Origin of the sequence: Desulfovibrio sp. ZJ200, assembly GCF_011039095.1 — a bacterium.
GTDB lineage: Bacteria > Desulfobacterota > Desulfovibrionia > Desulfovibrionales > Desulfovibrionaceae > Desulfovibrio.
The window spans coordinates 56,525-82,154 of sequence record NZ_JAAKEH010000005.1; the positions used below are offsets into that span (position 1 = coordinate 56,525).

Below are 25,630 nucleotides of genomic sequence, written 5' to 3' on the forward strand. Positions count from 1 at the left end.
CTGGGCCGGGCCTGCGGACGCCGGCTGCCCGGCGGAGCCGGGGGTGAGTGTGGCCTGCGGATCGGCATCAGAGGCGTTTTTCGACGTCTGAATTTTGGAAAAAAAACTGGGGGGGATTGACATGCCTACTCCTGTTCCGCCTGGATGGCCGCAACGGCTTCAGCCGCGGCATGCTGAATTTCGGGATCTTCATGATCCATCATGCCCAGCAAGACGCTGAAAGCGACATTGCCGCCGATTTTACCCAATGCCTCAATAATTTTAAAGGCAACCATGGGGCTTGCATCTTCCAGCATTTGCGACAGGGTAGGCACGGCCTCAGCATTTTTATTGACGCCCAGAGCCTCAATGGCGCGGATGCGCACCCAGTCGTTTTCATCCCGCAGCGCGGTGATCAGATGCGGGATAACAGCGGACGTTCCGATTTGCCCCAGCAGATTCACCAGAGCGGTGCGCACGTCTTTGTTTTCGTCAGAAAGACGTGGCAAAAGCCGGGGCAGATAGCGTTCCGCATTGCCGCCCAGATTCAAAAAAGCCTCTACGGCCGTCTGTCGCACGCCGGGATCTTCGTCTTTCAGGGCTTCGGTCAGCTCCGCAAGATTTTCCACAACACTGTAACGGCCCAAGGCATAGACGGACATCATGCGCTGCATGGCGTCGTCACTGTGAAATCGCTCCTTAAAGCGCACATTCAGCGTGGGACTGTGCAGATTGATGCAGGCCTCCAGAGCCATCTCCTGAACATCCGCAGAGCGATGATCCAATTGGCTGAAAACCACATCTTCCACATCCGGGCAGGTGTGCTGGTTGCCGAAAAAAAACAGCGCGCTCTTCAGTACCTCAGTATCTTCGCATTCGTCAATGACCGAGAGAAAAAAAGGCATGTCGTCGCAATTGCCCAATTGAGCAACTTCCGCTACGGCGGCTCGTTGCAGATCAGGGTTTACGCGCCAGAAAGCCGTTTTAATTTCTTCCACGGGGCGACGATCATCCATGAGCTGGCAGGCTTCCATGGCGATCATAACCCGGTTTTCGTCCTCGCTGCGCAATGCGTCCCGCACTGTATCATTATAGCCGATAGAGGCGATGGCGCGAATGGCGGCTTCGTACAGTTCGGCTTTCCGTTCCGGATCAAGGCGCGCGGCCAGCTCCAGAATGGCGCTGCTGGCGTCTTCCTTGCCGATGCCGCTCAGGCCTTGCAGCGCGGCCAGCAGGATATCTTCGTCACTGTCTGAAAGGGCATCCAGCAAGTAGGTCCGCAGGCGTTCCTGGGACTTGGCCGCCAGCAGCGAGAGAGAACGCCCGCTCAGGATCTGCACGATGGCCTTGACGATCTTGTGGCGCAACGCCACGCTGACGTTTTCCAACGCGTTGAAAAGCAGAGGAATGGTTTTGATATCGCCCATATCGCCCAGGGCGTCAATGATGGCGGAACTGACCAGAGGCGAGGATTGCGGCAACAACTGCACAAGAGCAGTGGTGGCCGAAGGAGCTTTGATTTTCGCCAGGGCTTCCACCACGGCGAACTGAACCCACTCTTCATCGTGCATGGCCTGGCAAAGAGCGCCCACAGCCTCGGGATATGCCAGCGTGCCCAGGCTGACGGCCGCCTGATAACGCACATTGACTTCCGGATCCTTGAGCAGAGCGTCGCAGAGCAGCAGCGCTGCCTGATGATTGCTGCAATGGCCGAGAATATCGGCAATGAAGATCCGCAAATCAGGGTCATTGTCATGCAGATAGGGCTGCATGCTTTCAATGCTGTCCAGGCCGATTTCCCGCAAGATGTCCATGGCCACATTGCGCACCGGCGCCTCGTCGCTACGCAGCAGCGGCAGCAGGGCGTCAACTGTCCGCGCCCCCCGGATTTTGCGCAGGCCGTACTCGGCGGCTTCCTGCACGCCGGTATTCTTGCTCTTGATCTGTTCGCAAAGCAGGGGCACCGCCTCTTCGAGGATCATGTCGCCCGCGCTGAAAGCGGCGCTGCGCACGGCATCATTGTCGTCGGATTGCAGAGCCGCAAGAATCTGAGCCACGTCTTGTTGCAGAGTTTCCACTGTCATAATTTCATGTCCTGCTGAGCTGCGATTCAGCCTTTGACCGTTGCGATGATGGCCTTTGCAATATCTTCTGCATCCAGAATCAGATTGGCAAGTCCCGCGTCCACCACGGCCTTGGGCATGCCGTAGACCACGCAGGAGGCTTCGCTCTGGGCAATGAGGCAACCGCCCTTTTCCCTGAGCACCTTAGCCCCGTCGCAGCCGTCAGAGCCCATGCCTGTGAGCATGACGCCGAGGGTGCGCCGCCCCATGGCGCGACCGGCCGTTTCCATGAGAACATTGACGGTGGGCTTGTACAGGGCGTTACGGGGCTCTTCGGTCACAGCCACTTCAGGCAGGGGGCCGCGCATCCGTACCCCGATATGTTTGCCGCCGGGGCAGACATAGGCATGGCCGTTCTTGAATTTGTCGCCGTTCTCCGCTTCGGAAACGGAAATTTTGCACACGCTGTCCAGGCGCTTGGCAAAAGGCCCGGTAAACGCGGCCGGCATATGCTGGGCAATAAGAATGCAAGCGGGTATATCCGCGGGCAGGGCGCCCAGCACTTTCTGCACCACCGGCGGCCCGCCGGTGGAAACGCCGATAACCACCAAATCGCGCGGACCGCGGCAGGGCGTCTGCACATAGTCCGTGGGCTGGCTGGGAGGGCGGGGCACAACAGGGGGCACGATATGGTTGATACGGCGGTACTTCATTTTAATGATGGTTTTTTTGCGGGCCACAGCTTTGACTTTGCGGCGCAATTCCACACCGAAACGATCGCGATCATTGCTCATGGTTTTAGGAATAAAATCCAGCGCCCCCTGTTCCATAGCCTTGAGCGTGGTTTCCGCGCCGCTTTCCGTAAGAGAGCTGACCATGATCACCGGCAGAGGATTGGTCCGCATCAGTTCCTGCAATGTGCTCAGCCCGTCAAGACGAGGCATTTCCACATCCAGGGTCACGATGTCCACATCCAGTTCCGCGGCTTTCTTAAGAGCCTCCTGCCCGTCCCGCGCAGTGGCGGCGACTTTGATATCCGGGTCCTGCTCCAGCAGGGCAACAAGAGCGTTGCGCATAAAGGTTGAATCGTCCACGACGAGAACACGAATCATAAATATGCTCACTCCGGAATGATGTTTCCCCGTATCGTTCAAGCGGATTAGGGCATGTTACGCCAGGAGCGGACTTTTGACAAATACAAAAATAACTTGCAAAAAAAAAGGAGGTGGGGTAAAGTCTCCTTCTTAACGGGATGTGGCTCAGCTTGGCTAGAGCGCAGCGTTCGGGACGCTGAGGCCGCGCGTTCAAATCGCGCCATCCCGACCAGGCCAAACAGGACTTGCGACAATTGCCGCAAGTCCTTTTTTTGAAAGCCTGGAGGGGCTTTGTTTGTTTTTTGCAGAGCAACCGCAGGTCCTTCGAGAGCATTTTTTGATTGAAAATGGCTATGTTCAATCAAAAAATGCTCTAGCGGTTCACGCCGTCCTTTTCCTGCCAGGCTGCCAGAGTCGTGGCGATATACTCGCTGACCGCCGCATGCTCTTCTTTGCCCTGTCCCTGCACGCGGATGGGCTTTGCAAAGCGGTAGCGTATGGCCATGCCCGCCTTGATCGGGCCAAGTTCCTTGATCTTTTTGCCCTGTCCCCAGGCGTCGGTTTTGAGCGCCAGGGGCACCAGGGGCACTTTGGCCCGACGGGCCAGTTTTACGCCGATGCTGTTGAATCGTTGCGCGTCAAAAACAACGGAGCGCGTGCTCTGGGGAAAGACAATGATGGAAATGCCTTTTTTGAGCCGCTCCACGCCGCCCTCCAGCACTGCGGCCAGATCTTCGCGTGGATTGACCCGGTTCACCACAATGGGGTCGCGCGAGCGCATCACCGCGCCAAAAAAAGGCATGGTGGTCAGGCTCTTTTTGACGACAAAGGTGACGGGCCTGCGCGGGCGGATCATGCCCGGCAGCATGAATGTTTCCAGGGTGCTCATGTGGTTGGCCACAAAGAGGCAGGGGCCGTCTGCGGCAGTGACGGCATCCATGCCTTGCACGTCAATGGGGCAGCCCATGCTTTCCATCAGCTCGGCCACCCAGACGCTGGCATAGACCCAGGCCGCGTCGTCGCATTGCCCCTTGGCGGCTCTGCGGCAAAGCCAGCGCAGCGGCCCCAGAAAAAGCCGGCTGTAGAAGCTCAGGGAGGGGAACATGCGGCGGAACGGGCCCGCGTGGAGCACAGGGCTTCTGTAAAAATCGCCGCTGAGAAACTTTGTTGCGAATACGCCGTCAACATGCGGGATCATGCGGGATCTCCGTCTTTTTGATTTTATGGAGTTTGCGCCACCATTGAGAAAGACGCGGCTCCTCGCCGTTGTCGCGCGGCTGGTAGAAACGTCGGCCCTCCAGTTCCTGCGGCAAATACGCCTGCTCTATCCAGGAATCGGGGAAGTTGTGCGGGTATTTGTATTCTTTGCCGTACCCCCATTCTTTTTGCAACTGTGTGGAGGGGTTGCGCAGATGCAGGGGCACAGGCCGCGCGCCGTTGAGTTTTACCTCGCGCGCCGCATTGAGGTACGCAGCGTAAGAAGCGTTGCTCTTGCGCGCCAGGGCCAGGTAGACCACGGTTTCAGCCAGAGGAATAAAGCCCTCGGGCATGCCCACGAACTCAACGGCCTGCTGGCAGGCCACAGCCAGGGGCAAAGCGCCGGGATCCGCCAGACCCACGTCTTCCGAGGCCGAGAGAATGAGCCTGCGGCAGACGAAACGCGGATCTTCGCCGCCTTCCAGGAGGCAGGCCAGATAATAGAGGGCGGCGTCCACGTCGCTGCCGCGGATGGATTTGATCAGGGCCGAGGCCAGCTCATAATGGCTGTCGCCGTCCTTGTCGTGACGGATCAGCACTTCGGGCAACGCGGCCTTGATCTGCTCGAGATTCTGGCGATCGCCGGGCAGGGCAGCCACATACTCCACCAGATTGAGCAGGGTGCGCGCGTCGCCGTGAGAAACGCCCGCCAGCAGCTCCAGCACGTCATCCTGCAGGGGCGCGCTCAGCTCCTGCGCGCCGCGTCGCGCCAGTTGCGCGAGTTCCGCCCGGCCCAAAGGGCGCAGGCGAAGAACATGCAGGCGGGAGAGAAGTTGCCGGGTGACGCTGAATGAGGGATTCTCCGTGGTGGTGGCGAGCAGCGTCAACTCGCCCGATTCCACCAGAGGCAAAAAGAAATCCTGCTGCGCCTTGGAAAAGCGGTGGAGCTCATCCAAAACCAGAATTTCCACGCCAGCCAGAGCACGTCGCAAATGTTGCAGGCCCGCTTCCGGCGCGCTAAGGCGCAGATACTTTTTGCCGGTGGATTTGGCCAGCAAAATGGCCAGCGTGGATTTGCCGCAGCCGGGCGGCCCGAAAAAAAGCAGACTCGGCAGGCGCCTGGCCTGCATCAGAGAACGCAGGCGATCCGCCAGATGCGGCTGGCCCAGAAAAAGCGCCAGATCATCGGGGCGCATGCGCTCCGGCAGAGGTTTGCTGATCGCCATGCTTAGTTCCCTCTGATTTTTCCGGCTCTTGCGGGCAACTGCGAAGCCCACCAGTGAATGCCCAGACAGAGCGTGGCCGCTGTCTCGCAGCGCAGGACGCGGGCGCCAAGGCTCACCGGCGTAAATCCGGCTTCATGCAGCGTCGCGAGCTCGCGGCCGGAAAAACCTCCCTCCGGGCCGATGACATAGACGGTGAGCCCGGTCCTGCCCGCCATATCCGGAGTAAGCATGGGCACATTTGTCTGCATTTCCCATGGCAGAATACGATAATCAGCCTTTGCGGAGAGGGCGATGAGCTCCTCCACGCCCGAAGAGAGAGCACGCACCTCGGGCAGCCAGGGATTGCCGCACTGCTTGGCTCCGGCGATCATCTGGCCCTGCCAGGAAGCTTGCGCATCGGCAGGCAGTTTGCCCTGACTGTGATCGCCCTGCCAGAGCCAAACGGCGTGGGCGCCGAGTTCCACGGCCTTTTCCATGAAAAAGCCGCGCCGCACCGCCTTGCTGAAAGCCAGAGCCATGACGGCCAGCGAAGCCGGGCGGGGGAAAAGCTCTTCGCTCACTTGCTCCAGCCAGGCGTTTTTTTTGCTCACCTTGCGGATGACAAAGCGACCGATACGGCCCTGCCCATCAAGCAGCCCGACTTCGCGTCCGGCTTCAAGCCGCAAGACCTGCGCAAGATGTCTGGCTTCCTGGCCTTCCAGGCAGACTTCCTGCCCCCATTCCCCGGGCGGAAGGTAAAAAAAAGGCACGCTCATACCGGCATCGCTTCTTTCAAGGTCTTGGCTTCAGGGCCCAGGCGCGCCTTGCGGACAGCCTTGAAGCCATCCAGCAGGGAGACCAGCCGCCCGTAGTTTTTGCGTATCTCCATACCGGCTTTGGTCAGGCCTTCCTCTGGCACGTCCAGATAGTTGCGCCGCAAATAGCGGTTTTGGAGGATTTTTTCCATACATTCAATGACATCGTCCACAAGGGCGGGAAAAAAGTTGACGATTTCAAACTTGAGATCGTTGAGAAGATCCACGGCTTCACGCATCATCTGGCGGTAGGTGATGCGCGCGCCCTTGAAAACACGCTGACAGAGGTCTTCAAGAATACGCACCCTGCGAGCCTGCTGAATATAGCTGAAGCGCGTGCGCACTTCCTGATAGAGCTCACGCATGCTGTCAAAAATATCGCTGTTTTCCGGCGCGTACAGGTAGCCGGAAACCACCTTGCTGACATTGGAGAAAAACTCGTCGCTGTAGCTGATCATCCTGCGTTGATGCTTGGTCAGCCAGGTATAAAGAAATTTAAGGCGTTTTTCGTCGGTGTCGGTGTTTTCAACCACCTCGGTTCGCTTGTAGATGATGCGCCCGGTGAACTCGCCTCGAACGATGTCGTTAAGGCGCAGAAACATATTGCTGGCATCCTTGATGATGTTCAGCCCCCGCAGCGCTTCGCCGGTGAGCGGGTGGAGCACTTCCTGACCGGCCACGGAAAGAGCGCGATCCTGACGCACATTGCTGGAGTCAAAACGGTGCTGCCTGTAAAGAATACGGATAATGACCACCCGCCTGGGCTTGTCCAGAAAAAATCCGTCATCGCCGATTCTTTTCAGGGCTTCCTCCTGATCCGCATCCACAGCCACAAGGGCGATTTTTTCCAGGAGAGGATAGCGCCTGTTTTCACCGGTTGACGTATAGGTCGTCAGGGTGCGATCCGTCTGGCCTATGACCCGCAAGAGGAAACGCTCGCCCATTTTGTGCAGTTTGCGGGCAAAAAGGGCGCTGGAGGTGCGGCGCTCCGAGACAACAGGAAAGCCGTAGAGCTCCATGAGATATTGATAGACAAACATGCGGTTGCGTTCATAAAGCTCGCTGTCGCCATAGACGAACTTGCCGATGCGGATGCCAAAGCGCTTCAGCTCGCTGTCGATGTCCGAAGGGAAAGAAGCGAAGACCCCGGCCAGGTGGAAAAGCCGATCCGCGTCCCAGGCCAGAACCTGAGCCCTGTCCATATTCAGAAGATAGGGCATGAGCGCGGGGTAATTGTCCAGCAGCGCAGTGTCCGTGTAGCGAAACTCCTGGCGGAACGCCTCCTGAAGCACGCGGGGCAACCGTGAAGAGAGGGTCTGAAGATTCTGCTCAATGACCTGATGTTCCAGCGGGCAGCAGGCTCCATCGCCCTCCGTGATCACGGGATGGAGCTTGTCGAACTGAAAAATTTCGGAAAAATAATCCAGCTGGCGGGGAAAGGCCACAAGCGCGAAGCCCGGCAGGTTCTTGTATTCAAACATGTCGTTGTCAAAGGAGGGCAAAAGCTCGCGCGCTTCCACAAGTGGATAGTTCTTGTTTTCCTGATAGGGTTTGACGAGGCAGAAGCGGATGTGCACCGCGTCCAGAAAGCGTTTGAGTTCAAGCAGATCCCTGACGGCAACAGGCTCGGAGAGAGTCATGGCGTTCCGCCAGGGCAGACCGTCTTTGCTGAAAACCTCTTGCCATTTAATCATCTGGTAAATCCCGCGCCTCTTTTTTGGCTCTTTTAGCTTTTTTTTAAACTTTTTTCCAGTAGGAACCATCCGGCGCACAGGGCAGACGCATCTTATGCGGCAGCCCTGATACGGCGCAAAGAGCCGGGACGCCTGAAAAATATATGTAAAAATATCGCAATGTTGGCATGCAACCTGCGCAAAGCCGCCCCAACTTCCAGCGGAGTTTATGGTTTCGGCCAATACTTGCCAAGGCCTGTTCAACTCCCGAAGATTTTTATGGTTTGCCCGTCATGCGCCGTCCGCCCGCAAACCGCGATGCGCGCAAAAGCAGTTGCGACGCCTGGGCCGCTTTGTTACAATCTTTTTTGCGGGCGAGTGTTTTTACGGTCCGTCGCACCTCATCACCCTCAACCCCATGCGCCATGACCGCCAACACTCTTGAAAAACATATTCTGAGCATTGTTTGCAGTGTTTTTGACGCGTACTCGTCCGTGCTTTTTCTGCCGGATGAAGAAGGCGAAACCCATCATCTGGCCGCGTTCTTCAGCCTGGGCGATAAAATATCCTCCACGGCGGTCGTTTTGCCGGGCAAGGGGCTTGTGGGCTGGATCATCCGCAACCGCCAGCCTCTGCTGGTGCCCAATTTCGATCAGTGCCAGAGCAATCTTGGCTATTACACGGTTAATGAAGAAGCCAGCATCAAGGCCTTCATGGGCTGTCCGGTGCCCACGGGCGGGGCCTTGTGCGTGGACAGCAAGCGCCAATACTCCTTTTCCGACAAGGATCATAAAATCCTCCAGCTTTTTGCGGAGCTTGTCTCTCGCCAGCAGAGCAATCGCGGCCGTCAGGAACTTGCAGGGGATATTCCGCGCTATTTTGCGGAATTGGGCGTGATTCAGGATCTGCGCTTCCGTTACAAACGCTGGCCGCAATTTCTGCAAAACTATTTGCGCACCATGACCGAGGCCACCGGCTTTGATTACTGCGCCTTTGCTTCAGTGGACACGCCCGGCGAAACCTATTGCGTGGAGTGCGAGTCAACCCGTTTGCTGCTTGCGGAAGGTGAGCCGCTGGTTTTGCCCATGGGCAGCGGCATTGCCGGTTGGGTTTTCCGCAATGATCAGCCTGTGGTGGCCGAAGGCGTGGAAGGGGCCCCCGCCTCAGTGCTTTTCGGCAAGCTTCCGGACATGCCCGACTTTCAGGCAGCCGTCTGCATGCCGGTTATGGTCAATAAAAGCACGCGCGGAGTTCTCTGCCTTGCCCATACCAGTCCACGCCAGATAGACGAAACCATGCGCAGCTTTGTCCGTCAGGCCGTGGACCATCTGGCGCTCTTTCTGGAGAATTTGTATCTCAAAACCCGTCTGCGCTCATTGCTGCCCAAAGCCCGGGTGCACAGCCACGGCCCTCAGCCCTACGATCCCGACAGCGCGCCCGTGCCTTCCGGCAAAGAATTCTGATCATGCTTTTGCCGCGTCTTTTCCGTTTTCTCTCCAAAGACATCGCCATGGATCTGGGCACGGCCAACACCCTGCTGTACACCAGGGCTCAGGGCATTGTGATCAATGAGCCCTCGGTGGTGGCCATCGACGTGCAGAAAAACAGAGTATTGGCCGTGGGCGCCGCGGCCAAGGAGTATCTGGGCCGGACGCCCCAGCGCATCCGCGCCGTTCGCCCCATGAAGGACGGGGTCATTGCCGATTTCGACGTGACCCGCGACATGATCGCCTACTTTGTGCGCAAAGCCATTACCGGGCTGCGGCTGGCCAGGCCTTCGATGGTAATCTGCATACCCACGGGCATTACGCAGGTGGAAAAAAAGGCGGTCATTGATTCCGCTCTCCTGGCCGGGGCCGCGGATGTGGCCCTGGTGGAAGAGCCCATGGCCGCCGCCATCGGCGCGGATCTTCCTATCCATGAGCCTTTGGGCAATATGGTGCTGGATATCGGCGGCGGCACCAGCGAAGTGGCGGTCATTTCTCTTGCCGGCATTGCCGGCTCCCAGTCGGTTCGCGTGGCCGGGGACGCCATGGATATGGCCGTGCAGCGTTTTATGCGCGATGTCTTTCGCATGGAGCTCGGCGACAATACGGCTGAAAACGTCAAAAAAATTCTGGGTTCGGCCATTCCGCAGCCCCATGCGCCCGTGCTGGAGGTTTCCGGCAAGGATATGCTCCATGGAGCGCCCAAAGTGGTCACTGTCACGGAAGGTCATATCCGCGAGGCCCTGCGCGAACCGGTACAGGCCATTCTGAATGTGGTGTTGCGCGCTCTGGAAAAAACGCCGCCGGAACTTTCCGCCGACATTTACCGCAACGGCATGCTCATGGCCGGGGGCGGCTCTCTGCTCAAAGGGCTGGATCAATTCATTTCCCGCGAAACTCGCCTGAAAGTCTTTGTGGACAAAGATCCGCTCACGACTGTTTTGCGCGGTACGGCTCGCGCCATGCTCGACCGCCGGACGTACCATTCCGTCTTCATCAACTGAAAAGAGAAAAATATGTCCCCAGCGTCGTCACTTTTGCAGGAGTGCGTGGCCATCGTTCGTCAAAGCGGCGAGATTATCCGCTCGCACTGGTCGCAAGCCAGTCAGGTACGTCACAAGGGCAGCATTGATCTTGTCACGGAAACGGATTTGGCGGTGGAAGTCTTTTTAAAGGAAAATCTGGCCAGGCTTCTGCCCGGCGCCACCTTTCTGGCCGAGGAGAGCAGCCGGGCGGATCAGGAACCCGGAGAGCTTTGCTGGATTATCGATCCCGTGGACGGAACCACCAACTTTGTGCACCGCATTCCGCAGGTGGGCACTTCCGTGGCCTTGTGGCAGGGCGGGCGGGTCATGCTGGGCGTGGTCAACGTGCCCATGCTGGACGAATGCTTTTGGGCCGCACGCGGGCAAGGCGCTTTTTGCAACGGCAAAGCCGCGGGCGTGAGCAGGGCCGCCCAACTCAATGACGCTCTGGTGGGAACCGGTTTTCCCTACGATGTGGCCGATCACCTGCCGGAAATCATGGCCCGTCTGGCCGTCGTCCTGCCTGCCGCCCAAGGCTTGCGGCGCATCGGCGCCGCTTCCATCGACCTGGCGTATGTGGCCTGCGGGCGTCTGGATGCTTTTTATGAGGCCGGACTGAAGCCCTGGGATCTGGCGGCGGGCTGGCTGCTGGTTGAGGAAGCCGGCGGCCGGGTCAGCAACTTGCGCAAGGACGCCCTGCGCTTCGGGGATGCGCTCTTGGCCAGCAACGGCCGTTTGCACGATGCGCTGGCGGATTTGTTTGCCGGGATCAGCCCTCAGTAGCGTATATTGCTTTTGAAACGCTCGCTCCGGCGCGTAACGGCGCACATCAATTATTATCCTGGCCGCAGATAGCCCCCTTGCACGGCAATGCGCAGCAAGGGCGAGAGCAAATCCGTAAAGTGCGCGCTCAAGCCTTTGAGTTCGTCATAGTCCAACAACATATGCCTGTCAGGGTCAAAAATTTTTTCTGCGGCCAGCACGGCGGGCAAGCGGGCCTCAAAAATCGCCACAAAGGCCTGGCGGCCTTCCGCATGGGGAGGGCAAAGCCCCAGGGGTAAAAGGCGGCTGCTTGCCCTGTCCCAGTCATCACGGAGCAGGGCGCGGGCCCGATCCTCAAACGATTGCCCTGCCTGCACAAGGCCAAAGGACGAAAAGCCCCAGCCCAGGCCCGGCCGGAACGTCAAAAGCGCCCTGCCTGTGCTGTCGCGAATCAGCAGGGCCGTGGCGCGATGCCGGAGTCGCTGGCGCAAAACATCTTCCCAGTTCATGACGCAGAGGGGCGCATTGTGCCTGTCCACTACTTCAAGATAGCGCGGGGCGTTTTTCAAATCCGGATAAAAAAGGTTTTTCTCCATGAGTGATCCTGTTTCCGGCGCAGTGCAGTTCCAGCGTCTTGACGTGCGTCATGCCGGCATGATGCATGAACTGGAGCGGCGCTGTTTTCCGCTCCCCTGGTCTGAAGAGCAGTGCCGCGCGGCTTTTGCGCAACCGGCATTCGCAGCCTTTGGCCTGCTTGGCGAGCAGGGGCTTGTGGCCTATGTTTCCGTCTATCATACCGTGGATGAGCTGGAAATACTTAACCTGGCCGTTGTCCCGGAGGCGCGCCGCCAGGGTCTGGGCCGCCGCATTCTGCATCTGTCCTTGCAAGTGGCGCGTAAAATGGGTATGCATAGAGTTCTGCTTGAAGTGCGCGCAGGCAATCACGCCGCCATCAGCCTTTATGAAAGCAGCGGCTTTCAGCGGATCGGCCTGCGCCCCCGTTACTATACCGATTCCGGCGAAGACGCGCTGATTTACGCTTGTGCGCTGGCATTCTGACGCGCTCCTCATGTACGCCTTCGTCTCAAACATCGCAGAGGCTTTTTATGCAGAAGATCATCGCTGCCAATTGGAAGATGCACAAGACCCGCGGCGAGGCCGCGCAAACAGCGAAAGATCTGGCGGCGGCCCTGGCGGAGAAAAATCTTGAAGGCCGGCAAGTGCTGGTCTTTCCTCCTTTCACGGCCATCACCGAGGTGGCCGCGGCTTTTGCAGGCAAGGAGGCTCTGGCCGTGGGCGGCCAGAACTGCTACCCTGCGGAACAGGGCGCGTATACCGGCGAAATTTCCCCGGGAATGCTGCGCGATGCCGGGGCAAGCTGGGTTTTGACCGGGCACTCCGAGCGTCGGCACGTCCTTGGTGAAAGCGACGCTTTTGTGGCCGACAAAACGGCTTTTGCTCTGGCTCACGGCCTCAAGGTCATGCTCTGCGTGGGGGAAACCCTGGATGAACGCGTCGCAGGCCGCCTGCATGAGGTACTTTCCCGCCAGCTTGGCTCAGCCGTCGGCCCGCTTGCTCAGGAGCGTCTGGCCGGGCGTCTGGCCATTGCCTATGAGCCGGTTTGGGCCATCGGCACCGGCAAGGTGGCCGGGCCTGAAGAAGTGTTGGAAGCCCACGCCGAAACCCGCAGATTGCTCACGGAATTTGCGGGAGCGGACGGGAGCCGCCTGCCCATTTTATACGGCGGCAGCGTCAAAGCGGACAATGCCACGATGCTCATCGGACTTGACAATGTGGATGGTCTTTTGGTAGGAGGCGCCTCGCTGGAGGCCCAAAGTTTTGCGCAAATCGCAGGGGTTTAGGCTCCTTGAGAGCGTCTTGCCAATGAGAAATCAGCTGAACTCTCTGGCGACAGCGTTAGCTGGCGCCCGCGCCGGCGGTAGCCGTTAGCAAGCTTTGCTTGCTTGCGCCAGCCGTTGGCGAGTCTGCGAGCCTTACGGATGGCGACAGCGGTTTCGTTGAATGTTTTTTGCGGTAACTGATTGCTGTCTCCATCCGTAGCTTCCTTCGTCGCAACGGCTGAAGCCTGGACGCGCAATGATGGCGGCGAAGTGATTGAAAGTGGATATTTTCAATCAAAAAATGCTCTAGGGTCGATTTCATACGCAATGTTTTTTTCATGAACATCGGGCTCTGGGCCCGTTTCCGGGGCGCTGTCGGGCAGTGCCGGGCAGCCAGGAGGAAATCGTGCAAACTCTCATTCTTACGCTGCATATTATCGTCTGCATATTGCTGGTCATTCTGATTTTGCTTCAGTCTGGCAAGGAAGGCATGGGCGTCATTTTCGGCGGAGGCAACGCCTCTGTCTTCGGCAGCAGCGGCGCAGGCAGCATCCTGGCCAAGCTGACGACCCTGATGGCGGTTATTTTTGTCATTACTTCCCTGAGCTATACCTATGTGACAAGCTCGCGTCCCAGCAATGATTCCGCCATTCTGAACGTCACCATCGAAGAGCCTGCCGCTCCCGTGACGCCGCCTGCCACGCCCGAACAGAGCGAGCAGGCTGCGCCGGCTCAGCAGCCTGCGGCTGCGTCTGATGCTCAATCGCCGCCGGCCCCTGCCGGCAACGGCACAGGCGGCGCACAATAATGCCTTGTCCTTGAAAGGCGTCATAACCGCGGCATTGCCGCGGTTTTTCTTTCTCTTCCGGAATAATCCGTAGTGAAACGCCGTGAGTTGCTGCCGCCCCGGGCGCACACAGAGAAGCACAGCGCCCTCTTGCTTCCATCAGAGTATTTTACTATTTTCAACGCTGGAATGCTTTACCTCCAGCAGGATGCCCCTCGCCATGTCCGATAATGCCTCATTCACGGAAAACCCTTTTCGAGCCCTGAACCCCAAACTTTTTCCCGAAAAGAGCAGACACGGCGCAACGCTTCCGGCGTCTTTGCCCGGTTCGGCCCTGGAACGAACAAAACAGCAAAGCGGGGGGCGCGGCGCGGTGCCGGGCAAAGCGGCTTCCAATGCCGCCCGGCAAGCGCCGCAGGCGCAGGACGCGGAAGAAAACCGCCTGTTTTTGCAGGCCATGAGCCGCGTGCTGTCGCCTGCATCGCGCGAATCCGGGAAAAAGCGGGGTTTTTCCCTGGCAGAGCACTGTGCCTTGCCCACAGGCACAGAGCGGAAAAAGGCGCGGGATGGGTCTCAATCCCCTTCTGCCGCGTCGGACAAAGCGCAGGGCAGCAGCGCCAAAGACGTTGTCGGGGAAAAAGCTGCGCCTGCCGGATCGACCATCCCGCGCTCTCCGCTGGACAGTGAAAACCCTCTTTCCGTCGAAGACGAGGAAGCCGAGGCTTTTTTGCGCGCCATGCGGCAGGTGCGGCCTCTGCAAGCACGCGGGCGGGAAGTTGTGCCTGAGCCGTCGCAGAGCATCATGCCGCCGCCCCAGGCCGGACTGAGCTTGCAGGATTTTCTGGACGGGAAGTTGGAATTTGCTCTTTCCTTCACTGATGAATATCTGGAAGGGCATGTGGTAGGCCTGGATCAGATGATCATGGACAAATTGCGTGCCGGCCTGCTGAGCCCGGAAGCGCATCTCGATCTGCACGGTCTCAATGCCGTGCAGGCCTTTGAGACCTTGCGCGGATTTATGCGCGGCTGCTGGTACAAGGGCTTGCGCACGGTGCTGGTGGTGCCGGGCCGGGGCCGCAATTCCCCGGACGGCATGGGAGTATTGCGGGAGAAATTGCAAAGCTGGCTGACGCAGGAGCCCTTCAAGCGCGTGGTGCTGGCTTTTTGCACAGCCCAGCCTCATGACGGCGGCCCGGGCAGCGTGTATGTGCTTTTGCGCAAGTATCGTAAAAAAGGGCGTATTTATTGGGAAAGAATGCCTGCCGACGCGGATTTGTATTAGAGCAATTTCACTTTGAAATTGCTCTGGCGGCCGCGGGAGCGGACGCCCGCGCCGAATGAGCGTCCAGACCGCGTTCTGGACGCGAAATGATGGCAGCGCCGCTTTTGAAATTGAATAATTTCAAAAGCAAAATGCTCTAGAGCGTTTTCACTTTGAAACTGCTCTGCTGACGCGAAAGCGGCAGCCGCCGCAACGCGGCGTACATTCAGGCGAAAACCGCGTTTTTCGCCTGAATGCCACCTGTGACTTTCATAAAAAGTCAAAGGTAATCTGCTCTAGAGCGGTTTGCTAGAGCATTTTTTGATTGAAAATGGATATTTTTAATCAAATTTCCGATGGCGTATTTTCTTTCTCACTGCGCATTGAGGCTGAGCGCATTGTCCGCGGCTGACCAATGCAACGTGGCGGCTGGGTGACGCGCAAAATTTTTCAAAAAAGCGGCGAGTCGTTCCTGATCCGCGTCCTGAGCCTCGCGCGCTGCTCTTTCCGCCAGATCGTAGAGGCAAAGCACCAGATCAAGCTCAACCTCGCCACAGTCCTTTGCCTCTTGCAAGGGCAGAGAAAGCATGGATCGCGCGGCATTGGCGATAGTATCGGCATCTTTGTCCTGCGGCGCATATATTTTCCCGAGGTGCAAGGCCGCGGCAGTCAGCAGGGGGTTGTTTTTGCATTGCCTCCAGATGGCCCGAACAAGACTGAGGCGTTCGGCGTCAACCGTCCGGCACAGGGCGGCGTATAGGGAGCGCGTTGCCGACCATCTGCCGTCGCCGTCAGGGGGCTGGCGCAGTGCGCGAGAGATGCTCAGCCATTCGGGCCGGGACTTCCCGGCAAGAAAATCACCCAAAGCCGCGGCCAGAGAGCGGAGCGCATACTCCGGGCGGTTCAGGCCGCGCTCGCGTATTTCTGCCAAGTGCTGGGAACATTCCTGAAGATGCGTGAACACATAGTTCAGGGCCTGCACCAGGCCGCGAAAACTTGTTACTCGAAAGCCGTAGCTGCTCCAACGCAGGCCGCTTGCGCGCTCTTTGCTCCACGGCATGAAAGAAATTGCAGGGCGCAGCGTGCTGAAGGCAAAGGTATTCATGATGTGGGAGAAATCGGTAATCAGAACTGCCGCGCGTGAAAAGGACGCGGAATGATCCCGCTCGCAATCAAGAAAGAAACGCGGCTCATCCGCGAAGCGCCGCGCCAGCTCCACAATATGAGGATGCGAGCTGTCCGCCACATAGGGGCAAACGATCACCCTCATGCCGGGAAAGGCATCAAGCAGACAGCGAATCATGCCGGGCGCGTATTTTCGCACCCGGTAACCGCCCATGCTTACTGCATATTCAATACTGATAGGCGCATAGATGATGCTGTCCAGGGCAGGCGAAGGATTTTTTTCAAGTTTGCGGAACAGGGCGTCAAGGCGCGGATACCCGATGGGAAGTATCTGAAAATCCGTAGCAGGGCGCTTGCAGGCTTGCGGCGGGAAAAAATGCGTCCACAATTTTTCAAAAATGTCCCGCTTGTTTTCCAGGGGATAACTCACGGCATAGCCGTCAAAGTAGAGCTGGTTCTCAATGGCGGAGGGCGCGTCGGTTGGGCCGCTCCAGTAGGCGCAGGCATGCGCAAAAGAAAGCACGCGCGAGGACGCAGGGTAGGCAATGCGTTCACAATCCGTCACGCAAAAAAGATCTATTCTTTCCAGATAACGGATATCTTCCACAGCGACCGTCAGCAGCAAATCCACGCTGTCCAGCACGCTTCGCGGCTGTTTTCCGTGAGCAAGCCCACTGTGCCGTAGCCGAGCAGCCTCGCCTCTTCCGCGAGAACACGCATCCAGACATCCGGCGACACGGCAATCTGGTCAATGAAAAAAGCGATTACTTTCTGTTGCGGCGGGAAAAAATCACAAAGACGCCGGTTCACGGCTTGATTTTCAACAGCCTCCGGCATGAGCCTTCTCCTGGAGCATTTTTTGATTGAAAATATTCATTTTCAATCACTTCGCTGCCATCATTTCGCGTCCTGACCGCGTTCTGGACGCTCATTCGGCGCGGGCGCCAGCTAACGCTGTCGCCAGAGCGTTTGGCTAATTTCATTAGCAAAACGCTCTGGATGGCGCTATTTTTTCAGTCTGCCGATGCGCTCCAGCAAACGCGCGTAATAGGGGTCGTTTTCTTCCACATGGATGGGGCGCTGGTGACGCATTTGCGCCTGCATGATCATATAGCGCAGCTTTTGCATCTGCCGCACCCGTTCCTGTTCATTTTCGCATGCTTCCAGGAGATCCACAAGCCGGTTGAGTTCGCGGCGCTCGGCCAATTCGGGCGGAAGGCAGCCTGCATTGCGCAAAATTGTGTAGGCCATGCGCAGCTCTTCCGGCACATGGCTCATATCTTCCAGATGCAGAGGGCGACCCTGGCCCGGAAGATTTTCAAATTCACCCCTGGACTGCGCTTCTTCAATGCGTTTTTCCGCAATGAGCTGAATCACGGACCAGGGGTTGGCGTCGCTCATGCTTCTTCAGCCTCTTGCGGGACGGACGACGCCGCTTCCGGCTTGGAAGCCCAGAGGCTCTTCCATTCGATCAGCAACTTGAGCGCGTCCAGGGGGCTTAAAGTTTCGGGTGAGAGTTCGCGCAGCATCCGCACGAGCGGGTGTTCCGCCGCAGGCGGCGCGGCCGCTGTTTGCGGCAGGTCCGCACGCCTGGCCGCTGTTTGCCCGGCATCCGGCAACGTCAGGCCCGGCAAGGGCATTGAGGCCACGGCCACCGCCTTGCGCGCGCCGTCGCGGCCCCGTTCCAGCCCGGCCAGAATGGCTCTGGCCCGATGCACCACGGGCCCGGGCACGCCAGCCAGCCGCGCCACTTCCACCCCGTAGCTGCGGTCCGAAGGGCCCGGCACCAGTTTGTGCAGGAACAGGATATCGTTGTTATATTCCCGGATGGCGATATTCATGGTGAAAACGCCGGGTATCCGGCCTTCCAGGGCCGTCAGCTCGTGATAATGGGTGGCAAAGAGGGTGCGCAGCTCGCCGCCCGCCCGTTGCGCCAGATCTTCCACCACGGCCCAGGCCAGGGCCACGCCGTCATAGGTGCTTGTGCCGCGCCCGATCTCGTCCAGAATCACCAGGCTGCGCCGTGTGGCCTGGCGGAGAATGCGCGCGGTTTCCATCATCTCAACCATGAAGGTGCTTTGCCCCTGAGCCAGGTTATCCGAGGCCCCCACACGGGAGAACAAGCGATCCACCAGGCCCAGCCTGGCTTCAGCGGCCGGAACCATGGAGCCCGCCTGGGCCAGCAGGCAAATGATCGCCACCTGGCGCAGCACCGTGGATTTGCCGGCCATGTTGGGCCCGGTGAGCAGGCAGAGGCGGCGCTTGTGATCCAGGCGGAAACTGTTGGGTACAAAGTTGGCGCTGCCGAGCATGGCTTCCACAACCGGATGGCGTCCCTCCCGGATGTCCAGATCCGCATTGTCCGTGAGCTGCGGCCTGCACCAGTTGTTCCGGCGTCCCACTTCGGCAAGGCTTTGCCAGTAGTCGAGCTGAGCCACCAGATCCGCCATATGCACGATACGTTCGCGCTGTTTGGCCATATGCTCGCGCAAATCCTGAAAAAGCCTGTATTCAAGGCTCTTGCGCCGATCCGAGGCTGAAAGCAGTTCTTCCTCCAGATCTTTTAAGGCAGTGGTTGTAAAGCGTTCGGCATTGGCCAGCGTCTGCCGACGGATGAAGTGCTCGGGCAACGGCCCGGAATACGCGGCGCGCGTCACTTCATAATAATAGCCAAAGACGCGGTTATAGCCCAGTTTCAACTTGGCTATGCCGGTTCTTTTTTGCTCTTCTTCAAGCAGAGCCTGAAGTTTTTGTTCGCCATGCTCCACCAGATCCAGAAGCTTGTCCAGATCGGCATGATAGCCGCTTTTAAACAACCCCCCGTCGGTGATAACCGCGGGCGGGCTGTCAACCAGGGCGTTGCTCAGCAAGGCGGCGCAATCTTCAAGGTGATCCCAGGTCTTGACGATCTGGTAGAGGCTTTGCGGCAGTTCATGGCCCAAAGCCTGTGCTTCCGTGGGATAGCTTGAATCCGTGCTTTTGAGCAAGGCGTCATGGACTTTGGGCAAGGCTCCCAGACTGTTGCGCAGAGCGATAAAATCGCGCGGCGTGGCGCGATTGAGACTGATTCTCGTGGAAAGGCGCTCCAAATCGTACACGCCCCGGAGGGCCTCCCGCAGGGCGGCGCGTCGATTGTCGTCGTCATGGAAAAAGGCCACGCATTCCTGAATGCGCTCAATGGGCGCGGCTTCCCGCCAGGGATGGCGGAGCATGTCTTCCAGAAAGCGACCGCCCATGGGCGTCATCGTATCATCCAGGACATGCCGCAAGGTGCCCTTGCCCGTGCGCCCGTTCAGCCGGGTGAAGATCTCAAGGTTCCGTTCGGTCACCTCGTCGATCAGCAAACGGCGGCTCAGATCCAGCGGCCTGAACGGCATGAGGTGATCCGGGTTGCGCTTCTGGGTCTGATCCAGATAGACCAGAAGTGCGCCGCACGAGCGCATCAATTCGGATTTGCCCTTCAGGCCAAGGGCTCCTGCCTCGCGCACGCCCTGGGCGCGGAGCACGCGTTCTGTGGCGCGTTTGAGATCAAAATGAGCGGCTGACATGTGCACAAGCCGCACGCCCTCAAGCAGGCAGCGCGGCGGCAGATCCAAACCTTCGGGGATCAGGAGCTCGCGCGGGGCCAGTTTCTGCGCCCATTGCCAGAGCTCGGTCTGACGTTTGAATTCCACGCCGGACCATTGACCCGTTGAAATATCAGCCCAGGCAAAACCGCCTCGGCCCTGGGCCGAATTATAGCAGAGCGCGCCAAGATAATTATGGCTCCTGGCGCTCAGGTTGGCGTCTTCCAGCACCGTCCCCGGCGTAATCACGCACGTGACGGCGCGCTTGACCAGACCTTTGGCGGCTTTGGGGTCTTCCGTCTGGTCGCAGATGGCCACATGAAAGCCCCGGTCAATGAGCTGGGCCACATAACCTTGCACTGCGTGCCAGGGGACGCCGCACATGGGCACGGGGTTTTGGGAGTCCTTGCTGCGGCTGGTGAGAGCGATCTGCAATTCGCGCGCGGCGGTTACGGCATCGTCGAAAAAAAGCTCGTAAAAATCGCCCATCCGGTAAAAGAGCAGCGCATCAGGGTAATCAGCCTTGATGCGCATATACTGCTCAAACATGGGCGTCAGCTTGGCGGAAGTTTCAGACATGACATTCCGGTGCGCTAAAGGTGAGAGGCTCGCCAGAAATACACAATAATCTGTTTTTCGCTCTTCCGTAAACAATACAGAAGAGCGGCGCACCGATGGAAAACTGGAAATACGCGCGGATCAGGCCTTGTCGGGATCCGGGGCCAGCACATCCTCGGGCCTGGAAGCAGGAGGCGTTTCAGGCTGTCTGATGGCCACGTTTTCCGTTGCGGCAGCTTCTGCCGGACGGATTTGCGTTTTACGCAAAAATGCGTTGCGGGAAGCTTCCTTGCCCAGATTTTTGTGCAACTTTTCCACCTCGCGCTCAAGGCTGCTGACGCGCCATTTACTCTTCATAAGCCGGGCTGAAAGGTTGACTTTATCCCAGACAAGAAAACAAAGCGAAAGCAGCGCGCCCACAAAAAATGCGGCAATTATCAGGAAATAGAAGGGCAGCGGTATGGAAGACATGGGCGGAATAAAGAAAAGGTTGAGCGTGAGCACCATGTCCTGAGAAAGCGCGCCCTGATTCTGGAAAAAGAAAACCAGGACCAGAAAGAGCAGGATGATGAGCAACAGCACCTTGAGATAACGCATAAAAAACTCCTCGGGCTACAAGCTTTCTGAAAACACTTGCGAGGCGTTCCTGAGACCATGCCGCGTCCGTACAGTACATAACGATCAGCCATTGCGGATGAGAGGATGCAATGCCGCCGTAATCCCCGCCTTGTCAAAGGAAACGCCTGATTCGTTCCATGCGCCTCCGCTTACTTGAAGCGGGGCTTTAATGCCGCGTATGTCCGGCGGAGATGCTCCGGCATGGTGCGCACTTCGTCAAAAACAGCCATGAACGAAGAGTCGCCGTTCCATCGCGGCACAAGATGAAAATGCAAATGCTCACGAATCCCCGCGCCGGCAGCCTGCCCCTGATTGAGGCCGATATTGATGCCTTCACAGTGAAAGTGCTCTTTCAGAATAAGCGCACAGCGCTGGAGCAAATCCATTATTTCGTGGGTTTCAGTGCTGTCGAGATCCGCCAGATCCATCACATGCCTGAAGGGGCATACCATGATGTGCCCGTTATTATAGGGGAACTTGTTCATGATCACAAATGCCCGCGCTCCGCGATAGAGGACGAGGCGTTCCTCGTCTTCCCCGGTGCTCTCGGGCAGGCAAAAGACACAAGTGTCAGGTTTGGCCCCAAGGATATATTCAATGCGCCAGGGCGCCCAAAGCTGTTTCATAACCTCTTTAGTCTACACGGATTCTTGCCTGGGAGCAAGCAATGATTGGAATGCGGCGCAAAATCATGTCGCCGGGGCGGCATCTGGTCTGCCCTCGGCAGAAGTATTGGCGAGGGCGGCAAAATCCGGGCGGTTACGGAAGAAAAATGCAGCCCGCGCGGGCTGTCGCCTCACCGCCGTGGCTGCTTCGGAGCGGGGATCGGCGTTGCCGGCGGGCGCGGGCAGTCCTGCGGGCTGGCCTTCAGTGCGCAACATGTGCCGGGGCCTGCTCAGGAACATTCGCGAATCAGCTTGCGGGCCAGCTTGAGCTGGCTTTCCGCGGTAACGGCTTTGCCGTCCAGCTTGGCAGTGAGAGCGGCTTTCAGGATGCGACCGACCAGCGGGCCCGGCTCAAGGCCGAGGCGAAGCAGATCCGCGCCGTTGATATCGGCTTTTTCCCTGCGCCATTGCGTAATATAGCGGGAAAGATTTTTTTGCAGTCCCTGGTCGGTGGCGTCGGCCATGCAGTACAGCAGACATTCCAGAGAGATGGGGCGCAGCAACTCGCACAACGCGCTGACCTTGGCGACGCCCACGTCGTCCTTGCTTTGCCAATCCGCCAGTTTGGGGCGGATGGCGCGCATTCGCTCACGCTGCCCCAGGATTTCGGCCTTTTTTATCTCCGGCAGCCCCAGACGGTCAAAATTGGCTGAGGTCTCCGCATAGTTCAGGCGCAGGTTGAGGCCGTAAAAATAGACCAGCCAGGCTTGCGCTCTTTCGTCAAAATAGAGCAGCCGGTACCAGGCGAGCATTTCCATAAGACGCCGGAGCAGGTTTTTTTTGTTGGGGGTAAGAGCAAGTTGGGGCGTGATGGCCTGGAGAATGCCTAACTCATCCAGGCGCGAAAGGCAGGCCACGGGATCGGCCTCCTCGCAGATATGGCGGTATTCATTAAACAGGCGCGACCGCGAAAGACGATCCATGAGATTGAGCGAGAGCACGTTCCTGATGAGCTTTTCCGTGCTTGCTCCGATCCTGAACTTATACCGCTGCTCAAAGCGGACGGCCCTGAGGCAGCGCGTCGGATCTTCCACAAAGCTCAACGTATGCAGGACTCGGATAGCCTTGTCTTTTATGTCGCGCTGCCCGCTGAAAAAATCCACCAGCAGGCCGAAAGGCGTGCTGTCCAGGCGCACGGCAAGGGCATTGATGGTAAAATCACGCCGGAAAAGATCCATTTTGATGGATGAAAGCTCCACCGTGGGCAAAGCGGCAGGATATTCATAATACTCCAGCCGGGCCGTGGCAACGTCAATGCGGCATTCCTCCCCCCTGGCGTCATGATAAATCACCACTGACGTCAGAAATTTCGGGTGTTCGCGCATTCGGCCATTGAGTTCCCGGGCCAGAGCCCGGGCCAGGGCCATGCCATTGCCCTCCACCACCAGATCAATGTCCCGGTTGGGCTTGTTCAAAAGAAGATCGCGCACGAATCCGCCCACGGCATAGACCGGCAAAGCCAGCTCTTTGCCCAGCTTTCCGGCCAGATGCAGCATCTGGCGGATTTCTGAAGGGAGGCGATCCTGGATGAATTTGCTGATGTTTCGCTCCCTGGCTCCCAGTCTGGCCCGATCCGCCAGCAAGCCGGGTTCATCGGCAAAAACATTAATCAAGTCCGTGCGCGTCACCACGCCCACGACCTTTTCCTTTTCCACAATGGGCACCAGGCGTTGACGCGAGCCCACAATCACGTCGGCAAGCTCCTTCAGGCCCGCTTCAGGCGGCAAGGTGAGGACGCTGCGCTGCATATAGTCGTCAACCGGCAAGTCCCCCAGGCCGTGCGCGGCAGCCCGGGAAGCCGTCTGGGCATCCAAAAGCCCCGCGCAGACGCGGCTTCCGGCCTTGAAGACAGGCACGGCCTTCAGCCCGAAATGGAGCATAAGCTCGTCCGCTTCACGTATGCTGGCTGTCGACTCTATACCCACGGCGGGTGTGGACATATACTCGCGCGCGGTTTTGCCGGGGGAGGCCTGATCATACAGGCGGCGCACAATAACCTCGCGCACCTCGCTGATCGTCATGGATCGGACGGAAGCCGAAGCGGCGTAGGCATGGCCGCCGCCGCCCAGTTCGGCGCAGATTTCGCCCACGTTTATGGCGTTGCTGCGGCTGCGCGCCACAACTTGAATGCGATCTTCCATAATCCCGATGGCGAACAGCACCGGGAACTTTTCCATCTCCATGAGCCGGTGCGCGAGGTAGGCGAAATCACCCAGGTAATGCTCCATGGAAGCTTCGGCCAGGACCACCTGCGTATTGTTGACGGCATAGGCCCGCGACGACTCCAGCAGGCTGTTCAGAGCCTGGATGTGCAAGCTGGTCAGCTCTTGCGCGGCCAGATCGTTGATCCGGTTGACGTCCATGCCCTGCCCGAGCAGCCAGGCCGCGGCCTGAAAGTCCGTCGCCGTGGTGGAGGAATAGGTAAAAGACCCTGTATCGCCGTAGATGCCGAGACCAAGCAGGGTGGGCTCCTCGGCGTTGAGGCGGATGCCACGCGCCTGGAGGCTCAGCACCAATAAGCTGGTCACAGCTCCCACCTCGGCCAGATGGATTTCAGCGGCCTGAATGTCGTCGGGCGAGTCCGGGTGATGATCCCATATTGCCACGCGCACGTCGGGTCGATCCAGCAAGGGAGCCGCATGACGCACACGGGTGCGCTGACGTGTATCAACCAGGACCAGACAATCAAAATCCTCCCAGTGCAGATCCCCGGCTTCGACAAGATTGTAGGCTGACTTGTCCAGGTTGGCGTAGACTTTCTGCAGGCCGCGTTCCTGACTGCCGGGAAAGAGCAGAACGCAGGGAGCGTAAAGACGTCTGGCCGCAAGCATGGCGGCAAAGGCGTCAAAATCCGCATTGGCGTGGCAGGTGATCAGGGTAGACCCGGCGGCGTTCATAAGCGGCTCCGGGGGTGAAACTGGCGATGCACGCCGCGCAGGCGTTCGGCCTGAACATGCGTATAGATTTCCGTTGCGCTGATGTCGGCATGGCCGAGCAGCAATTGCACGGCACGCAGGTCGGCGCCGCCTTCCAGAAGATGCGTGGCAAAGGAATGCCTGAACGTATGCGGCGAGATGGGCCGCCGGATGCCGGCCGCGAGCGCGTACTTTTTTACCATCTTCCAGACATACTGGCGGCTGAGAGCGCGGCCGGAGCGGTTGACGAAAAGTTGTTCGCCGCCGGGCGAGAAGGCCGGGCGCCAGTGGCGCAGATAGTCGGCAAGCAATTTTTGGATCATATCGTGCAAAGGCACCAGACGTTCCTTTGCGCCCTTTCCGAAAACACGCACCAGGCCCCGCTGCAAATCAAGATCCCTGACGCACAGATTGCAAAGCTCGGAAACCCGCAACCCGGCCGCGTAAAGCAATTCCAGCATGCAACGATCACGGCGGCCGCTTTTGTCGCTCATATCGGGCAGGGCCAGGAGGCGTTCCATTTCTTCCCGGCTGAGCACTTCCGGCAAATAGTGCGGCAGCTTGGGATTTTCCAGCAAAAGCGCTGGATTCGCGCGCAGCGCCCCTTCCTCCACGGCAAAGCTGAAAAAAGCCCTCAACGCCGAAAGCCGCCGGGCCAGCGTGCGCCCGCTGTTGCGTCTGGCCCGCGACCAGGCCAGGTAAAGAAATATTTCCTGCTCGTTCAGAACGCCTGAGGCGGCTCCGCCTTGCGCCAATTCTTCCTGAAACAAAAAAAAACTTTCCAGATCCTGCCCATAGGATGCAACGCTGCGGGGTGAAAGGCCCCGCTGCGCCAGCAGGTAATCTTTCCAGGGCGCGAGCAGTCCGGCAAGTGGAGTGGACCCGGGTTTGATTTGCATCATTCCTGTATGCTAGCCGCCTTGGCGTGAGCGGGCAAGCCTTTTGCGAGGCAGGCAACGGCAAGATCCGCAAGAAAAAAGAAACTTTTCAGCAG

At 58.5% G+C, this 25,630-nt stretch carries 23 protein-coding genes and 1 tRNA gene; 8 read left to right on the forward strand and 16 right to left on the reverse strand.

Features of this window, described 5'->3' with window-relative positions; genetic code table 11:
- Nucleotides 1-125: 125 nt before the first annotated feature.
- Both G7Y52_RS02720 and G7Y52_RS02725 read right to left on the reverse strand, forming a co-directional pair.
- Complete coding sequence (locus G7Y52_RS02720; protein ID WP_165065668.1) at nt 126-2,063, reverse strand: HEAT repeat domain-containing protein; 1,938 nt, start codon at nt 2,061-2,063, stop codon at nt 126-128.
- Nucleotides 2,064-2,089: 26 nt separating this feature from the next.
- Nucleotides 2,090-3,154, reverse strand: a complete 1,065-nt coding sequence (locus G7Y52_RS02725; protein ID WP_165065671.1) for a chemotaxis response regulator protein-glutamate methylesterase — start codon at nt 3,152-3,154, stop codon at nt 2,090-2,092.
- 136 nt (nt 3,155-3,290) lie between these two features.
- On the opposite strand from G7Y52_RS02725, the gene G7Y52_RS02730 reads away from it, so the two are divergent.
- A tRNA-Pro gene (locus tag G7Y52_RS02730) sits at nt 3,291-3,368 on the forward strand.
- Between the two features lie 141 nt (nt 3,369-3,509).
- Here G7Y52_RS02730 and G7Y52_RS02735 read toward each other — a convergent pair.
- The 4 genes from G7Y52_RS02735 to G7Y52_RS02750 are packed head-to-tail and all read right to left on the reverse strand — an operon-like array spanning nt 3,510 to nt 8,047.
- Nucleotides 3,510-4,334 (reverse strand): lysophospholipid acyltransferase family protein, encoded by an 825-nt coding sequence (locus G7Y52_RS02735; RefSeq protein ID WP_165065674.1) that lies wholly within the window; start codon nt 4,332-4,334, stop codon nt 3,510-3,512.
- On the reverse strand, nt 4,318-5,559 hold the full coding sequence (locus G7Y52_RS02740; RefSeq protein ID WP_165065678.1) for a replication-associated recombination protein A: 1,242 nt from the start codon (nt 5,557-5,559) through the stop codon (nt 4,318-4,320). The genes G7Y52_RS02735 and G7Y52_RS02740 overlap by 17 nt, the downstream gene beginning before the upstream one ends.
- A gap of 2 nt (nt 5,560-5,561) precedes the next feature.
- Nucleotides 5,562-6,314, reverse strand: a complete 753-nt coding sequence (locus tag G7Y52_RS02745) for a 16S rRNA (uracil(1498)-N(3))-methyltransferase (RefSeq protein WP_165065682.1) — start codon at nt 6,312-6,314, stop codon at nt 5,562-5,564.
- Complete coding sequence (locus G7Y52_RS02750; RefSeq protein WP_165065685.1) at nt 6,311-8,047, reverse strand: hypothetical protein; 1,737 nt, start codon at nt 8,045-8,047, stop codon at nt 6,311-6,313. Before G7Y52_RS02750 ends, G7Y52_RS02745 begins: the two co-directional genes overlap by 4 nt.
- Nucleotides 8,048-8,451: 404 nt before the next feature.
- Here G7Y52_RS02750 and G7Y52_RS02755 point away from each other — a divergent pair, with 404 nt between their 5' ends.
- Genes G7Y52_RS02755 through G7Y52_RS02765 form a run of 3 tightly spaced genes read left to right on the forward strand, consistent with a single transcriptional unit; the run spans nt 8,452 to nt 11,321 of the window.
- Nucleotides 8,452-9,489, forward strand: a complete 1,038-nt coding sequence (locus tag G7Y52_RS02755; protein ID WP_165065688.1) for a GAF domain-containing protein — start codon at nt 8,452-8,454, stop codon at nt 9,487-9,489.
- A gap of 2 nt (nt 9,490-9,491) precedes the next feature.
- Nucleotides 9,492-10,517, forward strand: coding sequence for a rod shape-determining protein (locus G7Y52_RS02760; RefSeq protein WP_165065692.1), 1,026 nt, complete (start codon nt 9,492-9,494; stop codon nt 10,515-10,517).
- A 12-nt stretch (nt 10,518-10,529) separates the two neighbouring features.
- Nucleotides 10,530-11,321, forward strand: coding sequence for an inositol monophosphatase family protein (locus G7Y52_RS02765; protein WP_165065695.1), 792 nt, complete (start codon nt 10,530-10,532; stop codon nt 11,319-11,321).
- 53 nt (nt 11,322-11,374) lie between these two features.
- Here G7Y52_RS02765 and G7Y52_RS02770 read toward each other — a convergent pair whose 3' ends face one another.
- Complete coding sequence (locus G7Y52_RS02770; protein WP_165065698.1) at nt 11,375-11,896, reverse strand: NUDIX hydrolase; 522 nt, start codon at nt 11,894-11,896, stop codon at nt 11,375-11,377.
- On the opposite strand from G7Y52_RS02770, the gene rimI reads away from it, so the two are divergent.
- The 4 genes from rimI (at nt 11,895) to G7Y52_RS02790 (ending at nt 15,210) form a co-directional block, all read left to right on the forward strand.
- Complete coding sequence (gene rimI / locus G7Y52_RS02775) at nt 11,895-12,359, forward strand: ribosomal protein S18-alanine N-acetyltransferase (RefSeq protein ID WP_241159568.1); 465 nt, start codon at nt 11,895-11,897, stop codon at nt 12,357-12,359. The genes G7Y52_RS02770 and rimI overlap by 2 nt on opposite strands.
- Nucleotides 12,360-12,406: 47 nt before the next feature.
- A complete protein-coding gene (gene tpiA, locus G7Y52_RS02780; RefSeq protein ID WP_165065701.1) occupies nt 12,407-13,162 on the forward strand; it encodes a triose-phosphate isomerase in 756 nt (251 codons plus the stop codon).
- 385 nt (nt 13,163-13,547) lie between these two features.
- Nucleotides 13,548-13,949, forward strand: a complete 402-nt coding sequence (gene secG, locus G7Y52_RS02785; protein ID WP_165065704.1) for a preprotein translocase subunit SecG — start codon at nt 13,548-13,550, stop codon at nt 13,947-13,949.
- 199 nt (nt 13,950-14,148) lie between these two features.
- Complete coding sequence (locus tag G7Y52_RS02790) at nt 14,149-15,210, forward strand: Smr/MutS family protein (protein WP_165065709.1); 1,062 nt, start codon at nt 14,149-14,151, stop codon at nt 15,208-15,210.
- 352 nt (nt 15,211-15,562) lie between these two features.
- Here G7Y52_RS02790 and G7Y52_RS02795 read toward each other — a convergent pair whose 3' ends face one another.
- The 9 genes from G7Y52_RS02795 to xerD form a co-directional block, all read right to left on the reverse strand.
- On the reverse strand, nt 15,563-16,957 hold the full coding sequence (locus tag G7Y52_RS02795) for a hypothetical protein (protein WP_165065712.1): 1,395 nt from the start codon (nt 16,955-16,957) through the stop codon (nt 15,563-15,565).
- Complete coding sequence (locus tag G7Y52_RS02800; protein WP_165065715.1) at nt 16,930-17,151, reverse strand: hypothetical protein; 222 nt, start codon at nt 17,149-17,151, stop codon at nt 16,930-16,932. The genes G7Y52_RS02795 and G7Y52_RS02800 overlap by 28 nt, the downstream gene beginning before the upstream one ends.
- Nucleotides 17,121-17,297, reverse strand: a complete 177-nt coding sequence (locus G7Y52_RS14845; RefSeq protein ID WP_206215175.1) for a hypothetical protein — start codon at nt 17,295-17,297, stop codon at nt 17,121-17,123. Before G7Y52_RS14845 ends, G7Y52_RS02800 begins: the two co-directional genes overlap by 31 nt.
- A gap of 22 nt (nt 17,298-17,319) precedes the next feature.
- A complete protein-coding gene (locus G7Y52_RS02805; protein ID WP_165065718.1) occupies nt 17,320-17,715 on the reverse strand; it encodes a DnaJ family domain-containing protein in 396 nt (131 codons plus the stop codon).
- On the reverse strand, nt 17,712-20,459 hold the full coding sequence (mutS, locus tag G7Y52_RS02810) for a DNA mismatch repair protein MutS (protein WP_165065721.1): 2,748 nt from the start codon (nt 20,457-20,459) through the stop codon (nt 17,712-17,714). The genes G7Y52_RS02805 and mutS overlap by 4 nt, the downstream gene beginning before the upstream one ends.
- 120 nt (nt 20,460-20,579) lie before the next feature.
- Nucleotides 20,580-21,035 carry a LapA family protein gene (locus G7Y52_RS02815; RefSeq protein WP_165065724.1) on the reverse strand — a complete coding sequence of 152 codons (456 nt, stop codon included), beginning with the start codon at nt 21,033-21,035 and terminating at the stop codon, nt 20,580-20,582.
- A 170-nt stretch (nt 21,036-21,205) separates the two neighbouring features.
- Complete coding sequence (locus G7Y52_RS02820) at nt 21,206-21,682, reverse strand: HIT domain-containing protein (protein ID WP_165065727.1); 477 nt, start codon at nt 21,680-21,682, stop codon at nt 21,206-21,208.
- Between the two features lie 269 nt (nt 21,683-21,951).
- Entirely contained in the window at nt 21,952-24,618 is a 2,667-nt protein-coding gene (locus G7Y52_RS02825) for a CBS domain-containing protein (protein WP_165065730.1), read from the reverse strand.
- A complete protein-coding gene (gene xerD, locus G7Y52_RS02830) occupies nt 24,615-25,538 on the reverse strand; it encodes a site-specific tyrosine recombinase XerD (RefSeq protein ID WP_165065733.1) in 924 nt (307 codons plus the stop codon). Before xerD ends, G7Y52_RS02825 begins: the two co-directional genes overlap by 4 nt.
- Nucleotides 25,539-25,630 lie beyond the last annotated feature (92 nt).

Coding starts and splice junctions, on each gene's coding strand:
- G7Y52_RS02720 (WP_165065668.1), bottom strand. CDS start 2,063: ATGACAGTGGAAACTCTGCAACAAGACGTGGCTCAGATTCTTGCGGCT.
- G7Y52_RS02725 (WP_165065671.1), bottom strand. CDS start 3,154: ATGATTCGTGTTCTCGTCGTGGACGATTCAACCTTTATGCGCAACGCT.
- G7Y52_RS02735 (WP_165065674.1), bottom strand. CDS start 4,334: ATGATCCCGCATGTTGACGGCGTATTCGCAACAAAGTTTCTCAGCGGC.
- G7Y52_RS02740 (WP_165065678.1), bottom strand. CDS start 5,559: ATGGCGATCAGCAAACCTCTGCCGGAGCGCATGCGCCCCGATGATCTG.
- G7Y52_RS02745 (WP_165065682.1), bottom strand. CDS start 6,314: ATGAGCGTGCCTTTTTTTTACCTTCCGCCCGGGGAATGGGGGCAGGAA.
- G7Y52_RS02750 (WP_165065685.1), bottom strand. CDS start 8,047: ATGATTAAATGGCAAGAGGTTTTCAGCAAAGACGGTCTGCCCTGGCGG.
- G7Y52_RS02755 (WP_165065688.1), top strand. CDS start 8,452: ATGACCGCCAACACTCTTGAAAAACATATTCTGAGCATTGTTTGCAGT.
- G7Y52_RS02760 (WP_165065692.1), top strand. CDS start 9,492: ATGCTTTTGCCGCGTCTTTTCCGTTTTCTCTCCAAAGACATCGCCATG.
- G7Y52_RS02765 (WP_165065695.1), top strand. CDS start 10,530: ATGTCCCCAGCGTCGTCACTTTTGCAGGAGTGCGTGGCCATCGTTCGT.
- rimI (WP_241159568.1), top strand. CDS start 11,895: ATGAGTGATCCTGTTTCCGGCGCAGTGCAGTTCCAGCGTCTTGACGTG.
- G7Y52_RS02770 (WP_165065698.1), bottom strand. CDS start 11,896: ATGGAGAAAAACCTTTTTTATCCGGATTTGAAAAACGCCCCGCGCTAT.
- tpiA (WP_165065701.1), top strand. CDS start 12,407: ATGCAGAAGATCATCGCTGCCAATTGGAAGATGCACAAGACCCGCGGC.
- G7Y52_RS02790 (WP_165065709.1), top strand. CDS start 14,149: ATGTCCGATAATGCCTCATTCACGGAAAACCCTTTTCGAGCCCTGAAC.
- G7Y52_RS02800 (WP_165065715.1), bottom strand. CDS start 17,151: ATGCCGGAGGCTGTTGAAAATCAAGCCGTGAACCGGCGTCTTTGTGAT.
- G7Y52_RS14845 (WP_206215175.1), bottom strand. CDS start 17,297: ATGAAATTAGCCAAACGCTCTGGCGACAGCGTTAGCTGGCGCCCGCGC.
- G7Y52_RS02805 (WP_165065718.1), bottom strand. CDS start 17,715: ATGAGCGACGCCAACCCCTGGTCCGTGATTCAGCTCATTGCGGAAAAA.
- mutS (WP_165065721.1), bottom strand. CDS start 20,459: ATGTCTGAAACTTCCGCCAAGCTGACGCCCATGTTTGAGCAGTATATG.
- G7Y52_RS02815 (WP_165065724.1), bottom strand. CDS start 21,035: ATGCGTTATCTCAAGGTGCTGTTGCTCATCATCCTGCTCTTTCTGGTC.
- G7Y52_RS02820 (WP_165065727.1), bottom strand. CDS start 21,682: ATGAAACAGCTTTGGGCGCCCTGGCGCATTGAATATATCCTTGGGGCC.
- G7Y52_RS02825 (WP_165065730.1), bottom strand. CDS start 24,618: ATGAACGCCGCCGGGTCTACCCTGATCACCTGCCACGCCAATGCGGAT.
- xerD (WP_165065733.1), bottom strand. CDS start 25,538: ATGATGCAAATCAAACCCGGGTCCACTCCACTTGCCGGACTGCTCGCG.